This is a genomic window from Streptomyces sp. NPDC048496 (assembly GCF_043200055.1).
GTDB lineage: Bacteria > Actinomycetota > Actinomycetes > Streptomycetales > Streptomycetaceae > Streptomyces.
Genome location: NZ_JBICXB010000001.1, coordinates 1 through 21,589, shown reverse-complemented (window position 1 = coordinate 21,589; position 21,589 = coordinate 1). Strand labels below are relative to the sequence as shown.

The following is a 21,589-nucleotide window of genomic DNA, read 5'->3' as shown; positions in this document are numbered from 1 at the left end:
CATGGGAAAAGCTGGATCCAGGCACGTGTACAGCGGATCTCTTGCCGAAACTGATGAGGAACCGAGGAGTAAAGAGCTGTGAGCACAGAGAACGAGGGCAACGAGGGCACCGCGGCTCAGGCCGTTCCGTCCGTTCCGTCCGCACCTCCCGTGCCGGCCGCTGCTCCTGAGGGCACGCCTGCGTCCCCGCCGGCGCCCGCGAGCCCGGAATCGCCGGAGGCGACGGCAACGGAGCAATTCCAGCAGCCGGAGCAGCCGTCTCAGCAGCCGCAGCGCTCGAATGACTGGCCGCCGCCGCAGCCGCCGCAGTCCCAGCCTGCGGGTACCTGGCCGCCGCCCCCGCCCGCTGTTCCCGCGTACGCCCACGGTGCGGGTGGTGACGGTGGTCCCGTGTGGGGCGCCCCCGGCCAGCTGCAGACGCCCGAAGCCCCGCGCAAGCGGCGAGGTGGCGGCCTGGTGGCGGCGGTGGCAGTGGCGGCGCTCGTGGCGGGCGGTATCGGCGGCGCCCTCGGCTACTGGGCGGCCGACCGGAACGACAACAACTCCTCCGGTTCGACCACGGTCACGGCGTCCAACCCTCAGGTCCTCAAGCGCGATGCCGGTACGGTCGCGGGCGTCGCGGCCAAGGCGCTGCCGAGTGTGGTCACCATCGACGCGCAGAGCGGCGACGGCGAGGGCGGCACGGGCACCGGTTTCGTGTACGACGAGGAAGGCCACATCCTCACGAACAACCACGTGGTGGCCTCCGCGGCGAACAGCGGCCAGCTCACGGCGACGTTCTCCAACGGCAAGAAGTACGACGCCGAGGTGGTCGGCCGCGCGAAGGGTTACGACGTCGCGGTGCTGAAGCTGAAGAACGCACCGTCGGGTCTCACGCCGCTCGCCCTCGGAAACTCGGACCAGGTTGCGGTCGGTGATTCGACGATCGCGATCGGCGCGCCATTCGGTCTGTCCAACACGGTCACGACGGGCATCATCAGCGCCAAGAACCGCCCGGTGGCCTCCGGCGACGGTTCCGGTGGCAGCAACTCGTACATGAGCGCACTGCAGACCGACGCCTCGATCAACCCGGGCAACTCCGGCGGTCCGCTGCTCGACGCGCGCGGTGCGGTCATCGGCATCAACTCGGCGATCCAGTCCACCGGCAGCAGCGCGCAGTCTCAGGCGGGATCCATCGGCCTCGGCTTCGCGATCCCGATCAACCAGGCGAGGAATGTCGCCCAGCAGCTGATCAAGACCGGTCAGCCGGTCTACCCGGTGATCGGTGCCACTGTCACGATGGACGAGCAGACCGGCGGAGCCGTCATCTCGGACCAGGGCTCGGGCGGCACCCCGGCCGTCTCGCCGGACGGTCCGGCGGCCAGGGCCGGTCTCAAGGCGGGCGATGTCATCACGAAGTTCAACGACTCGGTGATCGACAGCGGCCCGACCCTGATCGGCGAGATCTGGACCCACAAGCCGGGCGACAAGGTGACGCTGACGTACAAGCGCGACGGCAAGGTGTCGACCGCCGAAGTCACCCTGGGACAGCGCAAGGGCGACAACTGACCGGACCGGCTGTCCGCAGTCAGGAAAGATGCAGGTGAGGGGGTGCCGGGCGATTCGGCGGCCCCCTCGGAGCGAGTGTCGGGCCATCTCAGGGAGTTCTACGATCAGTTGACCCCGCACAGGCAAGAACCCGTAGCCCTGGCCTTCGAGGCGAGGCTACGGGAACTCCTTCCACCGGTCAGCGGATCGCTTCATCCATGAGCAGGTGCAGGAGACCGACGAGCGATCCGATCGGTTTCCAGGTCAGACCGATGCAGAGCCGGACGGGTTCGGCGCTCTTCGCGTCAGTGTGACGAGATGATCTTACGGAACCGTTCAGTCGGGCAGGTTCATGCGCCTGCGGCGCAAGGTCCTGTGCTGTCCCTTTGCCCCGTCATTGAAGACGAAACGCCAGATGAATCGAGGGGTGACGGCGAGGAGGACAGCGACGGCCGCGACCCCCAGGCCGGCTCCGGCACCGAGGACGCACACGCGACTCAGCCAGATGTGATGGTGGTCGTCGGCCCAGGCGCCAAGCGAGGCGGCCCCGAAGAGGAGCGCAGCGCCAGGGACGGCAGCGAGGGCGAAGAGCAGGCGGACACGCATGGTGATTCACCTCCGCCGCTCTTCGTGCACCAGGCCGCCACGGCGTCCCCGCCACCGCCAGATCACCCCGGCCGGCACCGAGGCGAACACCAGTGGCCCGGCGACACAGCGAATAAGGGCCGCCGGCCGGCCCAGCTCCTGGATGCCCATCCACCCCACCACCGCACGCTTATCCGCTCAGCGCCGGTTGGCAGCCCATCCGGCGCTGATCACCCGCCATGATGACCGCCCGACCGGGCTCGCGCGCCTGACCAGCATGGCAAAGAGGTCACGCCGCTGCCTTCCGGCGCCCGGCAACGAGCCTCACCCGCCCGTCACCTTTGGCCGGACCAAGCCGAAGACCTTGAGCGTATGGGCAGGACTGCGCCCGGCGCGGTGAGGTTCCTTCATTCTCAATGGACCCCGTGTGGACCGCGACGCCCGCGCACCGCGTGAGGCCGGTACGCTGTACCCGCTCCGACCCTGGTGGGCCGGGGCGAGGGTGGGTTGCCCGAGCGGCCTAAGGGAACGGTCTTGAAAACCGTCGTGGCGCGAGTCACCGTGGGTTCAAATCCCACACCCACCGCACCACCTGTGAAGGGGCGTCCGAGGGGGCGCCCCTTCTGCGCGCCTGCCCGGCATGTCCGGTCAAGGCGACCGGTCGGGGCTGCCCTACGGGCCGGCGGGGCGGCCGGAGGCGAGGCGGGCGGCCGAGGCGATGGTGGCGCGGGCTTCGTGTTCGGTGAGGCCGGTGCGGACGGCGGCCCCGGTGAGGGCATCCGCGAGGGCGTCGCCGAAGCCGTGTTCGTAAGCACGGCAAGCTGCCCAGAAGAGGCGGGTGTTGCGCTGTCCTTGGTGTGCCGCGAGGACGAACTGGACCAGGCCCCGGCCGTGGTGGGGGCGGGGCGAGGGGCGGTGAGGGCGCGCGGGGGGTGTGAGCAGCCACAGGAGTGCGCGGGGGCAGGGGGCCGGGGAGCGATCGGCGGCGCCAGGGGCGAGTCGGTAGGTGCCACCGGTGGTGACCGAGCCGGGGCCGACCAGGTAGCCGCCGGCGCCGCGGATGTCGATGCCCGGGGCGAGGCGGCCGGCGGAGTTCGGTACGGGCACCCCGGGCGGACCGGTGAGCCAGATGTGGCGCCCGCCGCTCGGTGTGATGACCGTGACGGTCGGCGGGATGATGAACAGATGGTGCAGGGCCAGCTGCTGGAGGGCTGTCGCGGAGTCGTTGCGGCCAGAGGCATCGATGTCGAGGTCGATGCCGATGAGGTGGTGAGGGGCCCGTCCGCAGGCGATGCCATAGCCGGTGGCCCATGGAGCGGCGGCGAACAGGGCTCGTACGGCGGCAGGGTTCGTGGTGGCGTCATGGACCCCGTGTCCGGGAAGGCCGCAGGCGCCCCGGCAGCTGACCGGCCGGTCGTCGCCGCGGTGGGGGGAGCGCAGGGCCGGGAGCTTGGTGGCGGACAGCGGGATGACAGGGAGCCCGTGCTCGGCGGCGGAGAGCGCGTGGGCGAGGGCCAGGGTGGCGGTCTGCCGGTCGGTGATGGCCATACTCAATTTTCGTACAGGTGTTCGAGAAAAGGAAGGGGTGAGGTGGGATCGGCATGTCGATGGGTGAGCTTGGGGGCACCTGGCGGCCGATGGGGGTGGATCGGCGAAAAATGCGCCGGAACGCTTTTCCTCCGCGGTGCGCGGGATCGCGTGGTGCGGATCCATGCGTGGGGGTGTGAACCGGGGCCTTGAGGGCGTGCGGGAGGTTTATCGGGTGTTCCTCATGCTTGCGGGGGAATCGTGGATCATGGGTGGTTCGTGGGGGATTCGGTGGGCAACTTTGGTCTCGCGACGTCGTGACCAATACCGGGGCGGTCGGCCAACCGCCTTGGGACAAGCTGCACTTCCGGTTCCTGGAGGAATTGACATGGCAAGCATCCGTACCGCCCGCGCCCTCGCCGCTGTTGCCGCACTGCCTCTCGCCGCCGCGCTCTTCAGCGGCGTGGCCCAGGCCGACAACGGCTCGTTCGCGAACGATGGATCGAACGCGGGTGTTGCGACGATCAGCGGCAGCGGAGTCGGTGGGGACAACTTCGGTAATTCGTCCACGTCGCAGCAGCAGGCCACCGGCTCCGGGGCGTCGAATCGGAGCAACTCGGCGCAGGTGAACGGCTCGGCCTTCACCGTGATCGATCAGTCCAATAGGAGCATCGCGGTGAACTTCACCAAACTCTGGTGAGCCGGGGCAGCCGCGGGCCGGTCGGGGGTCGGGGTGCGGCGGGGTGAACAGCAGCCTGTGCGAGGACACTTCGGTCTCCTTGCGCAGGCCGTTCGCGTTTCGGAGGGTGCGGGCGGAAGTGTTCGGGCTCCGCCGGCCTTGACAGCGATCAGGAGTCTGACGGACAGTCAGAAAATCCTGATCCGTACGCCCACGTCCGGGAGGCCGCCGCCGTGCACCTCGCCCCGACAGAACGTCAGCAGCAACTGCGCGCCGAACTCCGCGCGTATTTCCGCGATGTGATCTCCGGTACGGATCCGGCCGCTCGAGCCGACGCGGCCCCCGGGACGGACGGAACCCCTGGGGCGGAGGGGAAGTTCAGGCCCAGGACGACGCGTGAGGACCCGGTCGAGCAGCGTCGGCTGTTGCGGCGTATCGGTGCCGACGGGATGCTCGGGCTCGGCTGGCCCGTCGAGTACGGAGGGCGGGGCCGCGGACCCGACGAGCAGTTCGTCTTCTTCGACGAGGCGTACCGGGCGGGCGCACCCGTGTCCATGGTCACGCTCAACACCGTCGGCCCGACGCTGATGAGGTACGGGACCGAGGCGCAGAAGGAGTATTTCCTCCCGCGGATCCTGAGCGGGGACCTCGTTTTCGCGATCGGCTACAGCGAATCCGAGGCCGGCACGGACCTGGCCGCACTGCGGACCAGGGCGGTACGGGACGGAGGGGGCACCTCCCGCTCGAGCGAAGCCGGGAGTGGGGGCGACTGGGTGATCCACGGGCAGAAGATCTTCACCAGCAATGCGCAGAACGCGGACTGGATCTGGCTCGCCTGCCGTACGGATCCGGAGGCGCCCAAACACAAGGGCATCTCGATCGTCCTGGTTCCGACGGACGCGCCGGGCTTTTCCTGGACCCCGATCGAGACCGTGGGCGGACTGACCACGACGGCCACCTATTACGACGGGATCCGGGTGCCCGCCACGAACCTGGTCGGCGAGGAGAACGGCGGCTGGGGACTGATCACCAACCAGCTGAACCACGAGCGGGTGGCGCTCGCGGCGATCGGGATGCAGGCCGAGGATTTCTACGAGGCGGCGCTCGCCTTCGCCCGTACCCCCGATCCGGCGACGGGGCGGTGTCCGATTGACGAGCCCTGGGTGCGGTCCCGGCTGGCCGAGGCGTATGCCCGGCTGGCGGCAACCCGCCTGCTCAACTGGCGTCTGGTGGGGGACGTCGGGGCGGGCTCGGTGGCCCCCGGGGACGCGAGCGGCGTGAAATTCGTGGGAACCGAATCGGCCGTCGAGGTGTATCGAATGTGCCAGGAAATCACGGGCGAGGCCGGGATGGTCAGGGGCGGATCGCCCGGCTCCTTCGGGGACGGGGAGCTGGAGCGGATGAACAGGGCGGCGCAGATCAACACCTTCGGGGGCGGGGTGAGCGAGGTGCAGCGGGAGATCGTCGCGACGATGCGGCTCGGCATGAAGAGGGGGAAGCGGTGACGGACGCAGGGGACCAGTTGTACGGCAGGCTCAAGGCGTACGAAGGGCGCGCGGCCGCCACGGCCGGCGTTGGCAAGGACCTGGTCAACGAGGCGATGATCAGGCACTGGTGCGAGGCGATGGGGGACGGGAATCCCGCGTACGTGGGGCCGGGGGCGATCGCGCCGCCGACGATGCTGCAGGCGTGGACGATGGGTGGCCTGTCGGGGCACCCCGACCGGTCCGGGGCGTACGACGAGCTGTTCGGCCTGCTCGACGGTGCCGGGTACACCTCGGTGGTCGCGACCGACTGTGAGCAGGAGTACCTGCGGCCGCTGCGGCCTGGGGACCGGATCACTTTCGATGCGGTGATCGAGGCGGTGTCGGAGCGGAAGACGACGAAGCTGGGGACGGGCTATTTCATCACGACGCGGATGGACGTCCGAGCGGCCGGTGTACCGGCCGGGACGCATCGCTTCCGGATCCTGAAGTACACGCCCGCAGGGGGGAAAGGGGGGCAGCGGGGTGGAGGACGAGGGTTGAGGCAGAGTGGCCGGAGCCTGCGGCCGAGACCGGTGATCAACCGGGACAACGCCGGTTTCTGGCAGGGCGTCGCCGAGCACAGACTGCTCATCCAGCGGTGCTGGGAGTGCGAGACCCTGCGTTTTCCCTGGCTCCCCGGGTGCAATGAGTGCGGCTGCCAGGAGTGGGACACGGTCGAGGCGAGCGGCGAGGGCACGGTCTTCAGTCACGTCGTGATGCATCACCCGCCCTTCCCCGCGTTCAGCACCTCCGACGACGCCGGGCCGTACGCGGTGGCGCTGATCGAGCTGGCGGAGGGCGTGCGGATGGTCAGCAATGTGGTCGGTGTGCCCTACGACAAGGTGCGGGCGGGGATGTCGGTGAGACTGGAATTCCTGCGTACGGACCCCGAGTTGGAACTGCCGGTTTTCCGGGGGAGCGAGGGCTGACATGGACTTCACGCCCACGGAGGAGCAGGGCACGGCGCAGGGGCTCGCCGCGCAGATCTTCAGTGACCTGGCCACGCACGAGCGACTGGCCGCCGCAGGGTCGGGGTCGGATGCCGAGCTGTGGAAGGAGCTGTGCGCAGCCGGGCTCACCGCCGCCGTCGAGGAGGTCGGGCTGCTGGGCCTGGTGCTGCTGTTGGAGGAACAGGGCAGGACGACCGCGCAGGTGCCGTTCGCCGCGAGCTGTGTGTACGGGCTGCTCGCCGTCGCCGACCACGGTACGGACGAGCAGCGGGAGCGACTGCTGCCACCCCTGCGGGACGGCACGGCCGTGGCCACCGGAGCGTTTCCGGCACGCTCCGGTCCACGGACCGACGGGGAAGGACGGCTGAGCGGCGTCGTGCCCTATGTGCCCTGGCTGCGGGACGCCACCCTGGTGCTCGTGGCGGATGCGGACCGGGTGCTGTGGGTCGTGCGGACTGCCGATCCGGGCGTGGTGGTCGTGCCGGTGGAGACCACGGCGCCGTGGTCGGCGGCGCGGCTCGTCCTGGACCGGGCTCCCGGCGAGCGGCTCGGCGGGCAGGGGCCGGAGCTGAGCCCGGAACCAGAAGCAGAAGGGGGAACGGGCCGGGAGCCGGAAGCGGAGACAGGAGAGGCAGCGGCAGCAGGGATGTACGGGGCGGTGCTGGCCGCGAGCCGGACGGCGTTCGCGGGATTGCAGGCCGGGGTGTGCGCCGGGTCGCTGGCCCGAGCGGTCGCTCACACCACCACTCGGGAGCAGTTCGGGCGCCCGCTCTCCACCAACCAGGGGGTGCTGCTGCGCGCAGCCGACGCCCATATGGACACCGAGGCGATACGGGTCACGGCGTACGAGGCGGCATGGCGCCACGACCAGGGTCTGGCCTATGGCGCCCAGGCGCTCACTGCGGCCTGGTGGGCCTCGGAGGCCGGCAAGAGAGTCGTACACGCCGGACAGCATCTGCACGGTGGTACGGGCGCCGATCTCGACCACCCCGTCCACCGCCACTTCCTCTGGGGCCGTCAGCTCGACTCCTATCTGGGATGCGGCAGTGAAGTGCTCGAGGAACTGGGTGAGTTGCTGGTGAAGGAGGGATCGCAATGAAGGTCGGCGAGGAGCTGGCACCGTTGGAGATCGCGGTGACCCGCACCCTCATCGTCGCGGGTGCCGTCGCCTCCCGCGACTACCAGGACGTGCACCATGACGCGGAGCTCGCGCAGCAGAAGGGTTCCCCGGACATCTTCATGAACATCCTGACGACCAATGGCCTGGTGGGACGGTACGTCACAGACCACTTCGGGTCGTCTGCGGTGCTCCGCAAGGTCGCCATCAGGCTGGGGGCACCCAACTACCCCGGAGACACCATGGTGTTGAGTGGCGCCATCACGGCCCTCGATGACGCCGGGACGGCCGAGGTGACGGTCGTCGGCGCCAGCGGGCTCGGCAGGCATGTCACCGGCACGGTGACCGTCAGCGTCCCGGAGGGATCGGCATGAGCGTGCGCAGGGCCGATTCGCTCGGCGGCCGGGCAGCAATCGTCGGGATCGGGGCGACCGAGTTCTCCAAGGATTCCGGGCGCAGTGAACTCAAGCTGGCCGTCGAGGCGGTGCGAACCGCCCTGGACGACGCCGGGCTGACCCCCGCCGATGTCGACGGTCTGGTCACCTTCACCATGGACACCAGCCCCGAGATCACGGTGGCCCAGGCGGCCGGCATCGGAGAGCTGTCGTTCTTCTCGCGCATCCACTACGGCGGAGGGGCGGCCTGCGCCACCGTGCAGCAGGCGGCGCTCGCCGTGGCGAGCGGGGTGGCCGATGTCGTGGTCTGCTACCGCGCCTTCAACGAACGCTCGGGGCGGCGTTTCGGATCCGGGGTGCAGCACCGGGAACCCACCGCCGAGGGGACGGCGCTCGGCTGGAACATCCCCTTCGGGCTCCTCACCCCCGCCTCCTGGGTGGCCATGGCCGCCCAGCGTTATCTGCACACCTACAACCTGACCCCGGAGGCCTTCGGTCATGTCGCGGTCACCGACCGGCGCCATGCGGCGCGCAACCCGGCGGCGTACTTCTACGAGAAGCCGATCACCCTCGCCGACCACGCCGCGTCGCGCTGGATCGTCGAACCGCTGCGGCTGCTCGACTGCTGCCAGGAGACCGACGGCGGACAGGCGATCGTCGTGACCAGCGCCGAGCGGGCCAGGGACCTTCCGCGCCCGCCTGCGGTGATCGTCGCCGCCGCACAGGGCGCAGGACGGGCGCAGGAGCAGATGACCAGCTTCTACCGTGACGGGCTGACCGGGCTGCCGGAGATGGACGTCGTCGCCAGGCAGCTCTGGCGTACCTCCGGACTCACCCCTTCCGACATTGATGTGGGCATTCTCTACGACCACTTCACCCCGTTCGTGCTGATGCAGCTGGAGGAGTTCGGCTTCTGCGGGCCGGGCGAGGCCGCCGACTTCGTGGCGGACGACGCGCTGCCCCTGAACACGCATGGAGGTCAGCTGGGGGAGGCGTATCTGCACGGGACGAACGGCATCGCGGAGGCGGTCCGGCAGATCCGGGGCACGTCGGTGAACCAGATATCCGGGGCGGCCAGAACCCTGGTCACAGCGGGCACAGGGGTGCCTACCTCCGGACTGATTCTGGGCACCGACGATTGACCGTGGCGGAGGAACGGGCCTGTTGCCTCAGGGGGCGACCCTGAGTCCTGATGACGAGCTCTACTCCTCCAGGAGGTGGGGCCGGCCCTACCCCTACAACCTGAGGCGGACGTGGCTTCGGGACCTGGGGCCGATCCCCCGGGTAGCACCCGCTCCTAGCGTGGACCTATGACCACGCCAGTCTGCACGGGCGCCTCCAGGGGAGCCACTGCCGCCACCGGACACGCGCCGCTCACCTCGCCGGCGTCGCACACGCAGCATGCGTCGCATGGTTCACCGGGATCGCACGGTTCGTATGCAGGGCGGGTGCCCTATGCTCCCTACCCGTCGTTCTCGTCGTTCGTGCGGGCGCGGGGGCCCGTGCTGCTGCGTACCGCGCGCTCGCTGACCGCGAACCCGAGCGATGCCGAGGATCTGCTGCAGACCGCGCTCACCAAGACGTACGTCGCGTGGGAACGGATCGAGGATCACCGGGCGCTCGACGGCTATGTCCGCCGGACCCTGGTGAACACCCGCACCTCGCAGTGGCGCAAGCGGAAGGTGGACGAATTCGCCTGCGACGAGCTGCCCGAGCAGGAGACGGCTCCGGCGCCCGATCCGGCCGAGCAGCAGTCGTTGCACGATGCGATGTGGCGAGCCGTGCTGAAGCTCCCGGACCGGCAGCGGGCGATGGTCGTCCTGCGCTATTACGAGGATCTCAGCGAGGCGCAGACGGCCGAGGTGCTCGGCGTGTCCATCGGCACGGTCAAGAGCGCGGTGTCCCGGGCGCTCGGCAAGCTGCGCGAAGACCCGGAGCTGACCCCCGTCCGCTGACCCCGCGATCCCGTCCGTTTGTGATCCGGCTCAAGCCCGCGAGACCGCCGGCCTGTGAGCCCCTGTGGGTTCCTCTGAGCCCGCATACGCCGGTGAGCCCGCACGCGCCGGTGAGCCCGCGTGAGCCCGCGTGAGCCCGCGTGAGCCCGCGTGAGCCCGCGTGAGCCCGCGTGAGCCCGCGTGAGCCCGCGTGAGCCCGCGATCCCGCCAGTCCGTGAGCTCGTGACCCCGCTCGTCGGCGACCAGGCCGTCGAAGTTGAAGAGTGCATGAAAGACGTCCAGGTCACCGGCCGATTCCGGTCCTCAATCCCGGGATTCCGTGTCACGGGCGCTCCGCCGATGCATGCAGGAGAAGTCGACAGACGCCGATTCGTATCCCCGGGACTAGTGACATACCGCTCGGTATGTGCGCAGAATCGGCGGAACCTTACTGCCGCGTAGCGCCCACCGGGAGGACGCCGTGCTGAGCACCATGCAGGACGTACCGCTGACTGTCACCCGCATCCTGACGCATGGGATGACGATCCACGGGAAGTCGCAGGTCACGACCTGGACCGGCGAGCCCGAGCCGCAGCGGCGAAGCTTCGCCGAGCTGGGGCGCCGTGCCACGCAGCTCGCCCACGCCCTGCGCGACGAGCTCGGTGTCATCGGCGACCAGAGGGTCGCGACCCTCATGTGGAACAACGCCGAGCATGTCGAGGCGTACCTGGCGATCCCCTCCATGGGCGCCGTGCTCCACACGCTCAACCTGCGGCTCCCCGCCGAGCAGCTGATCTGGATCGTCAAGCACGCCGACGACAAGGTCGTCATCGTGAACGGCTCGCTGCTGCCGCTCCTCGCGCCGCTCCTCCCGCAGCTGACATCGATCGAGCACGTCGTCGTCGCCGGGCCCGGTGACCGTTCCGTGCTCGACGGCGCCGTGCCGCGGGTGCACGACTACGAGGAACTGATCGCCGGCCGCCCGACCAGCTACGACTGGCCGGAGCTGGACGAACGTCAGGCCGCCGCCATGTGCTACACCTCCGGCACCACCGGCGACCCCAAGGGCGTCGTCTACTCCCACCGCTCCGTCTACCTGCACTCCATGCAGGTCAACATGTCGGAGTCGATGGGGCTGACCGACAAGGACACCACGCTGGTGGTCGTCCCCCAGTTCCACGTCAACGCGTGGGGCCTGCCGCATGCGACGTTCATGTCCGGCGTCAACATGCTGATGCCGGACCGGTTCCTGCAGCCCGCCCCGCTCGCGGACATGATCGAGCGCGAGAAGCCGAGCCACGCCGCCGCCGTTCCCACCATCTGGCAGGGTCTGCTCGCCGAGGTCACCGCCAACCCGCGCGATCTGACCTCGATGGCCCGCGTCACCATCGGCGGCGCCGCCTGTCCGCCCTCCCTCATGGCGGCGTACGACAAGCTGGGCGTCCGCCTCTGCCACGCCTGGGGCATGACCGAGACGTCGCCGCTCGGCACGATGGCCAACCCGCCCGCCGGGCTGACCACGGAGCAGGAGTGGCCGTACCGCATCACCCAGGGACGATTCCCGGCCGGAGTCGAGGCGCGACTGGTCGGCCCCGGCGGCGAGCATCTGCCCTGGGACGGGGAGTCGGCCGGTGAGCTGGAGGTCCGCGGTCCCTGGATCGCCGGTGCGTACTACGGCGGCGCGGACGGCGAGGCGCTGCGCCCCGAGGACAAGTTCAGCGAGGACGGCTGGCTGAAGACCGGTGATGTCGGCGTCATCAGCGAGGACGGCTTCCTCACCCTCACCGACCGCGCCAAGGACGTCATCAAGTCCGGCGGCGAGTGGATTTCCAGCTTTGCGTTGGAAAATGCCCTGATGGCGCACCCGGATGTGGCCGAGGCCGCCGTCGTTGCGGTCCCGGACGAGAAGTGGGGCGAGCGTCCGCTGGCGACCGTTGTTCTCAAGGACGGCGCGATCGCGGAATACGAGGCGCTGAAGGCGTTCCTCGCCGAGTCCGGCATAGCCAAGTGGCAGCTGCCGGAGCGCTGGTCGATCATTCCGGCGGTGCCGAAGACCAGCGTCGGGAAGTTCGACAAGAAGGTTATCCGTGAAGCATATAGATTGGGTGAGCTTGACGTGACCAGGGTCGACTGACCTCGGTCGAGCCCCTGCACACCCTGACGCACCCCTGCTGGCCTGTGCTGGCAGGGGTGTTGCGCTGCCCCCCGAAGCAGCCCGTACCGCGTCTTCCGCACCCGCCATCGCTCAGAGGGAGCGTGGGGCACCCCAGGGGCGTACACGGTCGTCTGCGCCCCGCCGAGGATCGGCCGCCGCGCTTTCCCGTAACGGAAACTCGAACCCCTTGCGGCTTGCTACGTACCCCCGAGAGCATCAACGCGACACCGTCACTGACTGAGGCGGTGCGGGAAGTCCCGTACCGCCCCCGTCCGTCGTCGGCGACGACAACTGCCTCAGTTCGTGCCGATCTTCGCCAGCAGGTCGACGATGCGGGACTGGACCTCTTCGCTCGTCGAGCGTTCCGCCAGGAAGAGCACAGTCTCGCCGGAGCTGAGTCTCGGCAGCTCCGCCCGGTTGATGTCGGCCGAGGTGTAGACGACCAGCGGGGTCCGGTTGAGCTGGCCGTTCGCGCGCAGCCAGTCGACGATCCCGGCTCGGCGGCGGCGTACCTGCATCAGGTCCATCACCACCAGATTCGGCCGCATCCGGGTGGCGAGGGAGACCGCCTCGCTGTCGGTCGAGGCGCACGCGACCTGCATGCCGCGGCGTTCCAGCGTCGCCGTCAGCGCCACCGCGATTTCCTCGTGCTCCTCGATCAGCAGTACCCGCGGCGGGTGCTGCTCGCTGTCGCGGGGGGCGAGCGCCTTGAGGAGCACCGCGGGGTCGGCACCGTACGCCGCTTCCCGCGATGCCTGTCCCAGACCGGCCGTCACAAGAACCGGAACCTCGGCCGCCACGGCCGCCTGGCGCAGCGACTGCAGCGCCGTACGCGTGATCGGCCCGGTCAGCGGGTCCACGAAGAGCGCGGCGGGGAACGCCGCGATCTGGGCGTCCACCTCCTCGCGGGAGTGCACGATCACCGGCCGGTAGCCGCGGTCGCTCAGCGCCTGCTGGGTGGAGACGTCGGGCGCGGGCCAGACGAGCAGTCGGCGCGGGTTGTCCAGCGGTTCCGGGGGGAGCTCGTCGTCGACCGGCTGCGGCGATGGACGGTTGGCGACCTCGACCGCGCCGCCCGGGCCGTCCAGCGGCTCCGGACCCTCGGCGCCCTCGTCGGGTGCCCCTATGGCGTACGAACGCCCCTCGGCGGCCGGGGCGGAGAGGAGTTGCCCGGAGGCATTGGTGGTGGGCGCGGTGCCGGGCTGGGGGGCGGCGGCCGGTGCGATGGCCGACTGCGGCAGGGCGGGCTCCGCGGCGAGCTCGTCCTCGGGCGGGGCGGCGAGCTTACGCCGACGACCGGCACCGCCGAGCGTCTGGTTCTGCTGGTGCGCGAGGTGCTGGGCGAACGGCACGCCCTGTCCGAGGGTCCGCACGCTGAACGCGCGCCCCTGCGTCGAGTCGGGGGAGGCGGGTGCGGCAGCAGACACCGGCGCCGACGCGGGCATCGGTGCCTCGGCGGGCAGCGGCTGTCGCCGGGGGTCTGGCGCGGGCTCGGCCACGGGAGCGGGCTCGGGCGCGATGGTGACCGGACGGCTCTCCGCCGGGCCGGCCGGGGCAGTGGTGGCCGTGGTACCGGCGGTGTGCCCCGTTCCGGGCCGGGTCAGGTCGTCGCCGGGCGCGTTCGGGGCGGCCAGGCCCTGTCCCGAGGTGCCGTTCTCCGGCCGGCCGCCGGGCTGCAGGGGCCGCTGCGCGGGTTCCGGCTGTTCAGGCTGCTGCTGGGGCGCGTCCGGGGCGTGACGGGCACGGCGGCGGCCGGTCGGTGCGGGGTGTTCCTGCGGCGGTGTGTGGTGGTTGTCCTGGGGCGCTCCCGCGGCGTCATGGCGTCCGGGCAGCGAGGCGTCCGCATCACCGGCCGTGGGCGGGATCCGGTCGGCGTCGGCGGGCGGGAGGGCGAATGCGGTACGCGGCCCCACCGGTTCGGCCGCGGCGGCTCGGTCCTGCGCGGCCGCCAGCGCCCGGCGGGCCCGTCGCCCGGTCGGCTGCTGCTGTACCTGATGCTGGGTCTGCTCGGTCTGCTGACTCTGTGGTGTCTGCGGTCGGCCGGTCCGGGACACCGTCCGGTCTTGCGCCGGGGCAGATGCGAGGGCTGGGAGGGCCAGCTGGTTCTCGTTGCCCTGACGCGCCAGTCCACCGCCCGCGGGCACCGGCACGGGCGCCTCGGCGGGCACGCCCTGCGGCGGCACGGTCTGCCCACGCTGCGGACGGTTGCCCACGCCCTGAGCGCCCTCGGCCGCCGTCACCACCGACCCCTCGGACGGCGCTGCGGCCGCGGGCAGCGCCAACGCCTGCCCCGGCCGCTCCACGGGCTGACCGGTGCCCGTCTCGGCCGGGCTGGGCCGTCCCCGCCTGCGACCGGATCCCTCGCCCCGCTGGGCCGGGACGAGCTCGTGGGGCGACTGCTGGGGCTGCTGTGCGGACGACTGCTGAGCCTGCTGCCCGCCGTGCTCGTCCTGCGCCGCCGCTTCACGACGCGCCCTGCGCCGCCCCGTCGGCTCCGCCGCAGCGGTGTCACCGGACTCGGCCCCCGAAGCGGCCGTCCCACCGCCCACCGGGCTCTCCAGGAAGGCGTCCGTCGACGCGCGTCGCGCCCTGCGCCGTCCGCCGCCCGGCGTCCCCTGCTGCTGCCCGGTCTCCTCGGGCGCAGCCGGAACGGGGGGCATCTGCGGCGGCAGTACGGTCCCCGCCCCCGCGCCCAGCGGCACTTCGAGGACGTACGCGCTGCCGCTCATCCCCGGCATCTCGTGCGTCTGCAGCACGCCGCCGTGCGCCCGTACGATCCCGCGCACGATCGGCTCGTGCACCGGGTCTCCCCCGGCGAACGGTCCGCGCACCTCGATCCGTACGACCTCACCGCGCTGAGCCGCCGCCACGACCACTGTCGAGTCGACGTAGCCGCCGCCCGGCGCCACCCGCGTCCTGCCGGTCGAGTCGACCCCGGCGACGTCCGCGACCAGGTGGGCGAGCGCCGTCACCAGCCGCCCCGCGTCCACCTCGGCCTCGATCGGCGGCGCGTGCACAGCGAACTGCGCGCGCCCCGGACCGATCAGTTCCACAGCGCCGTCGATACCGGCCGTCACGACCGAGTCGAGCAGCACCTTCTCCTTGACCAGCGTCTCCGCCCCGTTGTCGAGACGCTGGTAGCCGAGCACGTTGTCGACGAGCGTCGTCATCCGGGCGTAGCCGGCGGCCAGGTGGTGCAGGATCTGGTTGGCCTCGGGCCACAGCTGGCCCGCCGGGTCGGCGGCGAGCGTCGAGAGCTCGCCGCGCAGCTCCTCCAGCGGCCCGCGCAGCGACTCGCCGAGGACGGCGGTCAGCTGTGCGTGCCGGGCGGTCAGTTGTGCGAGCCGCTCGGTCAGCTCCTCCGACTCGACCGCGGACCGCTCGGTCCGGTCGGCCAGCTCGGCGGCATGCCGTTCGGCCAGCCCGGTGACCTCGGCGGTGTGCTGCTCGGTCAGCCGGGTGACCTCGGCGGTGTGGCTCTCGGTCAGCTCGGTCAGCCGCGCCGTGTGCTCGTTGGTGAGTTCCTCGTACGGCCGGCGGTCGGTGAACGTCATCACCGCACCGACCAGCTGGTCCCCGTCCCGGACGGGCGCGGTCGTCAGATCGACCGGCACCTGCGCCCCGCTCTTGGACCACAGCACCTGCCCGCGCACCCGGTGCTTGCGACCGGACTTGAGCGTGTCGGCGAGCGGCGACTCCTCGTACGGGAACGGCTCGCCCTCCGCACGCGAGTGCAGGATCAGCGGATGCAGCTCCTGGCCGCCCAGGTCGCTGGCGCGGAAGCCGAGAATCTGCGCGGCTGCGGGGTTGACCAGGACGACCCGGCCGTCGGTGTCCGTGCCGACGACCCCCTCGGCCGCGGCCCGCAGGATCATCTCGGTCTGCCGCTGCGAACGGGCCAGCTCGGCCTCGGTGTCGACGGTGCCCGACAGATCCCGTACAACGAGCATCAGCAGCTCGTCGCCCGTGTAGCTGCCGTTGTAGCCGGCCTGGAAGTCGTTGTACGCGGCCTGCCCGTCCTCCAGGCTGGCGCTGGTGACCTCGACGGGGTACTCGTTGCCGTCGGTCCGCCGCGCGATCATCCGTGTCGGCTTCGTCCGGCCCCGCTCGTCCGCCGCCTCGGGCCTGCGCATCGACCCCGGGATCAGCTTGGAGTCGAACTCCGGAAGCAGATCGAGGAGTCCGCGACCGACGAGCGCGGTGCCCGGCGTCTCGAACATTTCGAGGGCGATGGTGTTGGCGTTGACGACCGTGCCGTTGCAATTGACGAGCAGCAGCCCGTCAGGGAGAGCGTCGAGTATGGCTGCGAGGCGAGCAGCGCCTCGGGATGGCCTGCTGCTCACGACGACGCTTCCTCCCTGGTTACCGCACCTTGCCGGACAGCGGGCCCCATCTTGCCCCTCGGGCCGCAGGCTGTCACTGGAGGAGTCTAAAGGCAGGGGAGGGGCATCCGGTGGCGGATACGCGCGGAGCTCTCACCAAGGTTCTGTGCATACCGCGTACGACCCCTGCCCCCGACATGTCCCGTGACGGCCCCGGCCACCCCGGGTCACCGGACATTCGGCAGCACTGGCCGCAGGTTGTTCCAGCGTGCGATCTCGCATCCGTTGCTCCGGTCGAAGGCGGCGTCGACACGCTGCCCGTGCCAGGTTCCGGTGACCCGGGCCGTGGCCGATCCGCCGAACTGCTGGGCGCACAGGGTGTCGGCGGGCACCGGACGGAAGGGGTTTCTGCCGTCGCCCGTGGACTCTCCCAGCTCCGCGAGCCGGTCGCACGCCTGTTGCGCCACCGGGTGGCTGCCACCGGCGGGGAGGCACTTCAGTTCGTACACGCCGTCGGCGGCGCGGTATCCGGAATCCGAGACCGTGACCGTCAGCTGGGTCTTTTGGGCGCCGTCGTCGCCCTGGAGCGCCGGTACCGGCAGCGGGAGGGGCAGCGGAAGGTGGCCGGTGGCAGCGGTCGCGGCCGGTGCGGCGGCGGACAGCACGGCGAAGGACGTGACAGCGGTGAGGGCGAGACGGCGCAGCATGCGGGCTCCTGTGGACGTGTGGAAGGCGGATGAGGCGGTACCCCGTCATCACTAACGCTCCGCATGCCCCGGCGTTGCGCAACCCGAAGGCTTTGCCCTGGCGGCCGTAGGCCTAGTACCGTAGGCGGCGATTGGTGAGGCAGTGCTCAGCTGTGTCATCATCTGCACGCACCACTCGCGTTCGCGCGGGGTGTGCTGGAGGCGTCGCCTAGTCCGGTCTATGGCGCCGCACTGCTAATGCGGTTTGGGTCTTAAAGCCCATCGAGGGTTCAAATCCCTCCGCCTCCGCTTGATCACTGAAGCCCCGTGCCACTGGCCGGGGCTTCAGTCGTATCCGGATGGGGCGCGCGACCGCGACGGCGCGTGCAGAGATGGCCCAACATGGCGTTTCCGCAGGTCAGGGGCGGTTTGGGTAATGGATTTCGCGTGACGGCGCAGGTCATGTAATGTTGTTCCCGCAACGCCGACCAGGCAGAAAAGCCCGGAACGCCAAGCACTCGTAGCTTAACGGATAGAGCATCTGACTACGGATCAGAAGGTTGCAGGTTCGAATCCTGCCGAGTGCACAGCAGACCAGAGGCCCTGTGGAGTAATCCACAGGGCCTCTGGCTTATGTCTTGACGGCAACCGCGTGCGGGAGTGCATGAGGGGTGTCCGGTGGATCTTGGCACGGCGGCCCTGATCTGCCTGACACCCCCTGGCTAGGGTCCCTCCTCATGGACACCGGGGCGGGGATTCCTCACATCAGGACACGGACCGCGGTACGGCCGTGGAGTTCGTCCACCGGCCGACACCGCGGACTTCGAGGAGGCACTCCGTGCGCGAGCCCGTCGGACACCCGCGGGTCGAGCCCAGGCGCTCATGGCGCCGCTGATGGCGGCAATCGCCGTGGTCGTCGTCTCGGCCCTCAGCGATGCCACGCTGCCCGTGTGGATCATCTCGCTGGTGGTCTCCGTGGCAATCGCGTCCTGGGTCACTGTGCGAGGGCTGCGCCCATGGCCCGCTGGATGTTCAGCGTTGTAGACCCGTACGGGCAGTACCGCATGGCGGCCGACGAACGCGGCGTGGCCACCACCGGTGAGCGGGTGTCCTTGACCATGGACTGGACGGTGTTCCGGGAGTATCTGGAGACGCCGAGGCTCTTCGTGCTGCTGGGCGGCGACCGCGCGGCCGGAGTCGCGCTACTGCACAAGCGGGGCGCCCAGGACCCCGCGGATGTGGCCCCTCGCCGCCTGTGCTCGGGGTGCTGCCTGTTCGCCTACTGGTGACTGGTGTCGCGGGCCGCGCTCACGATGAGATCGGTGACCGCCTGAGGGTGGGAGATCAGGGACACGTGCGAGGAGTTGATCTCCACCGTCTTGCGCGCGTGTGCGCGCTTGGCCTCGTACCGCTCGAGGCTCGGGTCTATGGCCCGGTCCTGCGTGCCGACGAGCACGTAGACCGGCTTGTCCCGCCAGGCCGCTGCGGTGAGCTTGTCGGCGAACGCCGACTGCGCGATCGGGCGCTGCGTCGACGCCATGACGGACGCCTGCTGCTGCGGGAGGTCCTGGGCGAAGGTCGCGTGGAGCTTGGCGGCCTGGATGTACACGTCTGTGCCCGTGGTGCCGTCGCCGTTGCGGAACGGCACTTGCTTGAGCGCCTTGGTGAGCGGGGCGGCCGGGAACTTGCCGGAGAGGCTGGCGAACGACTCACCCTTGTCCGGCATGATCGCGTTGACGTACACCAGCGCCTTGACGTTGTCGAGCCCGGCGGCCGCCTGCGAGATCACCCCGCCGCCGTAGGAGTGTCCGACGAGGACGATCGGCCCCTTGATGGTCTTCAGGAGGCTGTTCAGGTACGTCGAGTCCTGGGGTATGCCGCGCAGCGTGTTGGGCGGGGCGATGACCTGGTAGCCGCCCCGCTGCAGGCGCTGCACCACTCCGTTCCAGCTGGACCCGTCGGCGAATGCTCCGTGTACGAGCACCACGGTCGGCTTCTGGCCCCCCGGGGCCGTGCCGAGGTCGTCTGCGGCGTGAGCCGGCACCACGGTCAGGGCGGAGAACATCGCCACTCCGAGGGCCAGTCTTCCCCCGCCTGATTTCAAGATCCCAGAGATGGTCATGTGCTTCCATTTCGTCGGCGTACAAGGTGAACTCAGCCTTTTCGGCGAATGGGAACAGTAAGGATCGTGCGAAAGGAGTTGGCCATAGCCGCCGCGATTGCCGTATCCGGTCGGCGACGCGAACCCGGACGGGAGCCTCCGGCGCAGAAAGCGGAGAGTCGGCGTTACGTGCTAGATCAGCGTAGCCATGAATCGCCGGCGGGCAAGCCGAGCGGTTACCCAGAGATCGGTGAATGGCACCCACAACCCGGGCGCTCGTTAGCCGCCCGTCCACCTGTGGGTGCAGAAAGCCGAACCCGCCACACCGACGGCCGTCCCTCAGGCCTGCCCCTGGAGCGCCTTCTGGCACGCTGCCCGCAGCGGTGCCGTCGCGGACCACTCGACTGGACGCAACAGAGGTGCAGATTGAAGCTCTCGGATTGACTCTGGGCCAGGGGACTGCAAACCAATACAGGCAACCGGCACGAGGGCGTCCACCAGGCCCGAAAAGGTCTGGATCACGTGCCATTTCAGGTGGATGATCTTTCCGACCTGGAAGCGCGGATGGCATAGCTGGACGAGTCGGGGATCGAGCATACTCCGATCAGGGCACACTCCGATCAGGGACGAAACGGAACCGTTCGTATACTCGACGGTCGAATTCCGCGACCCGGACAACGTCCAACTTGAGTTCGTCGCCGTGGGCTAGAGGATGGAACTGCAGGAGGCGGGCCCCACTCAACGGTCAGCGTGCCCCAGTCCGCTCCACGTGGAGCTCACTCCGCGGCCAGAGCCTCAATGACCGCTGAACCAGCAATATGAAAGGACGCACATCAACATGGCGAGTGCAGCACTCAAGAAGGTCCTCATCACAGGGGCGGGTACCGGCTTCGGGTATGAAGCCGCCATGCGCTTGGCGGAAAAGGGATTCGTCGTGATCGCCGCGGTGGAGATCTATGCCCAGGTCCAGACGCTGAAGCGGCTGGCGGCCGAGCGAGGGGTAAGCCTGCAGGTCGAGAAGCTCGATGTCACCGACGACGGTGATCGTCGCAAAGCTCTCAACTGGGGTGTGGAGATCCTCGTGAACAACGCAGGAGTCGGCGAAGGTGGCTCAACAGTTGACATTCCCGCACCGAACATCCGGCACCAGTTCGAGGTCAACGTCACCGGACCGCTGCTCCTCACTCAGGGGGTCGCCAAGCAAATGGTCAAGCGCGGCGCCGGAAGAATCGTTTGGGTCTCATCCCGAGAGGGCCTGAACGTCAACCCCTTCACCGGCATCTACTCCGCTTCCAAGCACGCGGTCGAGGCGATCGCCGAAACCATGGCCTACGAGCTGCAGGAGCACAACATTGAAGTCGCCACGGTCAACCCCGGGCCATTCCTGACCGGCTTCAACGACCGGATGTTCCAGACCTGGGAGAGCTGGGAGGACGACCCGTCTCAGCGGCTCTTTGACTACTCCAAGCTCGCCTTCCCCCGAGCACAGTTCGATCCTGAAGCGGTCTATGCGACGTTGACGTCCGTCGCGGCCGGAGAGGTCGACAGTTTCCGTAATCTGGAGCCCAAATCGATGATCGAAGAGACCAAGCACCTCCAGCAGGTTCCCTGGGAGCGCAAGGTCACGGATGGCCTCGGGACCCGGCATCAGGCCATCCAGCACTCATACGAGATGCAGCCGGAGACTCCCGTCGCTGGCTGACCGCTTCCCAACGGACGTAAGCAGTCCGGCCTGAGATGCGCTGGAGCAGATCACAGCCGGACGACGGTGATCGCAGACGGCGGCTACCGAGGCACCAGCCTGGTCATCCCGCGCGGCCGCTAGATAGGCCAGGACGAAACTGCCGCCCTGACAAGAGGAACACAACGCCTCCCACCGCAGGGTCCACGCACGCGTTGAACACGTTTTGTCCGCGTGAAGAACTGGAGGATCCTCCGGCCACAGGTTGCGGCCTCCAAGACGCCCGCTCACACTTTCTGTATACGTTTAACCTCGATTCGTCTGCGACCTGATGGGTCCCGCTGGTCCGGCGTCTTGCCCTGATTTGTCCGTCCGGCCGGTGCAGGGGCCTTCGCATGCGCTGC

General features: G+C 69.6%; 16 protein-coding genes, 3 tRNA genes and 1 pseudogene. 15 read left to right on the top strand and 5 right to left on the bottom strand.

Annotation, left to right across the window (positions count from 1 at the left end):
- Positions 1-78 precede the first annotated feature (78 nt).
- Entirely contained in the window at positions 79-1,548 is a 1,470-nt protein-coding gene (locus ACGFSA_RS00100; RefSeq protein ID WP_393297342.1) for a S1C family serine protease, read from the top strand.
- Between the two features lie 315 nt (positions 1,549-1,863).
- Here ACGFSA_RS00100 and ACGFSA_RS00095 read toward each other — a convergent pair whose 3' ends face one another.
- A complete protein-coding gene (locus tag ACGFSA_RS00095) occupies positions 1,864-2,133 on the bottom strand; it encodes a hypothetical protein (protein ID WP_393297339.1) in 270 nt (89 codons plus the stop codon).
- Positions 2,134-2,613: 480 nt separating this feature from the next.
- On the opposite strand from ACGFSA_RS00095, the gene ACGFSA_RS00090 reads away from it, so the two are divergent.
- Positions 2,614-2,698: transfer RNA gene (locus tag ACGFSA_RS00090), tRNA-Ser, on the top strand.
- 86 nt (positions 2,699-2,784) lie between these two features.
- On the opposite strand, the gene ACGFSA_RS00085 is transcribed toward ACGFSA_RS00090, so the two are convergent.
- Complete coding sequence (locus ACGFSA_RS00085) at positions 2,785-3,660, bottom strand: bifunctional DNA primase/polymerase (RefSeq protein ID WP_393297336.1); 876 nt, start codon at positions 3,658-3,660, stop codon at positions 2,785-2,787.
- Positions 3,661-4,027: 367 nt separating this feature from the next.
- On the opposite strand from ACGFSA_RS00085, the gene ACGFSA_RS00080 reads away from it, so the two are divergent.
- The 8 genes from ACGFSA_RS00080 (at position 4,028) to ACGFSA_RS00045 (ending at position 12,374) form a co-directional block, all read left to right on the top strand.
- Complete coding sequence (locus tag ACGFSA_RS00080; protein ID WP_393297334.1) at positions 4,028-4,339, top strand: hypothetical protein; 312 nt, start codon at positions 4,028-4,030, stop codon at positions 4,337-4,339.
- Positions 4,340-4,551: 212 nt separating this feature from the next.
- Positions 4,552-5,823: an acyl-CoA dehydrogenase family protein gene (locus ACGFSA_RS00075; RefSeq protein ID WP_393297331.1), complete on the top strand. Its 1,272-nt coding sequence runs from the start codon at positions 4,552-4,554 to the stop codon at positions 5,821-5,823.
- A complete protein-coding gene (locus ACGFSA_RS00070; RefSeq protein ID WP_393297328.1) occupies positions 5,820-6,773 on the top strand; it encodes a bifunctional MaoC family dehydratase N-terminal/OB-fold nucleic acid binding domain-containing protein in 954 nt (317 codons plus the stop codon). The genes ACGFSA_RS00075 and ACGFSA_RS00070 overlap by 4 nt, the downstream gene beginning before the upstream one ends.
- 1 nt (position 6,774) lies before the next feature.
- Positions 6,775-7,893, top strand: coding sequence for an acyl-CoA dehydrogenase family protein (locus ACGFSA_RS00065; protein WP_393297325.1), 1,119 nt, complete (start codon positions 6,775-6,777; stop codon positions 7,891-7,893).
- Positions 7,890-8,285 (top strand): MaoC family dehydratase, encoded by a 396-nt coding sequence (locus ACGFSA_RS00060; RefSeq protein ID WP_393297322.1) that lies wholly within the window; start codon positions 7,890-7,892, stop codon positions 8,283-8,285. Before ACGFSA_RS00065 ends, ACGFSA_RS00060 begins: the two co-directional genes overlap by 4 nt.
- Positions 8,282-9,448: a lipid-transfer protein gene (locus ACGFSA_RS00055; RefSeq protein WP_393297319.1), complete on the top strand. Its 1,167-nt coding sequence runs from the start codon at positions 8,282-8,284 to the stop codon at positions 9,446-9,448. Before ACGFSA_RS00060 ends, ACGFSA_RS00055 begins: the two co-directional genes overlap by 4 nt.
- A 168-nt stretch (positions 9,449-9,616) precedes the next feature.
- A complete protein-coding gene (locus tag ACGFSA_RS00050) occupies positions 9,617-10,261 on the top strand; it encodes a SigE family RNA polymerase sigma factor (RefSeq protein ID WP_393297316.1) in 645 nt (214 codons plus the stop codon).
- A 460-nt stretch (positions 10,262-10,721) separates the two neighbouring features.
- Positions 10,722-12,374, top strand: a complete 1,653-nt coding sequence (locus ACGFSA_RS00045; RefSeq protein ID WP_393297314.1) for a long-chain fatty acid--CoA ligase — start codon at positions 10,722-10,724, stop codon at positions 12,372-12,374.
- A gap of 317 nt (positions 12,375-12,691) precedes the next feature.
- Here ACGFSA_RS00045 and ACGFSA_RS00040 read toward each other — a convergent pair whose 3' ends face one another.
- Positions 12,692-16,738: a PAS domain-containing protein gene (locus ACGFSA_RS00040; RefSeq protein WP_393297311.1), complete on the bottom strand. Its 4,047-nt coding sequence runs from the start codon at positions 16,736-16,738 to the stop codon at positions 12,692-12,694.
- Positions 16,739-16,944: 206 nt separating this feature from the next.
- Positions 16,945-17,424: an SSI family serine proteinase inhibitor gene (locus ACGFSA_RS00035; protein ID WP_393297308.1), complete on the bottom strand. Its 480-nt coding sequence runs from the start codon at positions 17,422-17,424 to the stop codon at positions 16,945-16,947.
- A gap of 197 nt (positions 17,425-17,621) precedes the next feature.
- Here ACGFSA_RS00035 and ACGFSA_RS00030 point away from each other — a divergent pair.
- From ACGFSA_RS00030 to ACGFSA_RS00020, 3 genes are all read left to right on the top strand, one after another.
- A tRNA-Ser gene (locus ACGFSA_RS00030) sits at positions 17,622-17,712 on the top strand.
- Between the two features lie 205 nt (positions 17,713-17,917).
- Positions 17,918-17,990, top strand: a tRNA-Arg gene (locus ACGFSA_RS00025).
- Between the two features lie 441 nt (positions 17,991-18,431).
- On the top strand, positions 18,432-18,692 hold the full coding sequence (locus tag ACGFSA_RS00020) for a hypothetical protein (protein WP_393297306.1): 261 nt from the start codon (positions 18,432-18,434) through the stop codon (positions 18,690-18,692).
- Here ACGFSA_RS00020 and ACGFSA_RS00015 read toward each other — a convergent pair.
- Positions 18,683-19,468, bottom strand: a complete 786-nt coding sequence (locus tag ACGFSA_RS00015) for an alpha/beta fold hydrolase (protein ID WP_393297303.1) — start codon at positions 19,466-19,468, stop codon at positions 18,683-18,685. The two genes, ACGFSA_RS00020 and ACGFSA_RS00015, sit on opposite strands and share 10 nt — an antisense overlap.
- Positions 19,469-20,342: 874 nt before the next feature.
- Between ACGFSA_RS00015 and ACGFSA_RS00010 the strand changes: the two genes are divergently transcribed.
- Positions 20,343-21,206, top strand: a complete 864-nt coding sequence (locus tag ACGFSA_RS00010; RefSeq protein WP_393297300.1) for an SDR family oxidoreductase — start codon at positions 20,343-20,345, stop codon at positions 21,204-21,206.
- Positions 21,207-21,263: 57 nt separating this feature from the next.
- Positions 21,264-21,443, top strand: a pseudogene (locus ACGFSA_RS00005) (transposase family protein); the annotation flags it as partial.
- Positions 21,444-21,589 lie beyond the last annotated feature (146 nt).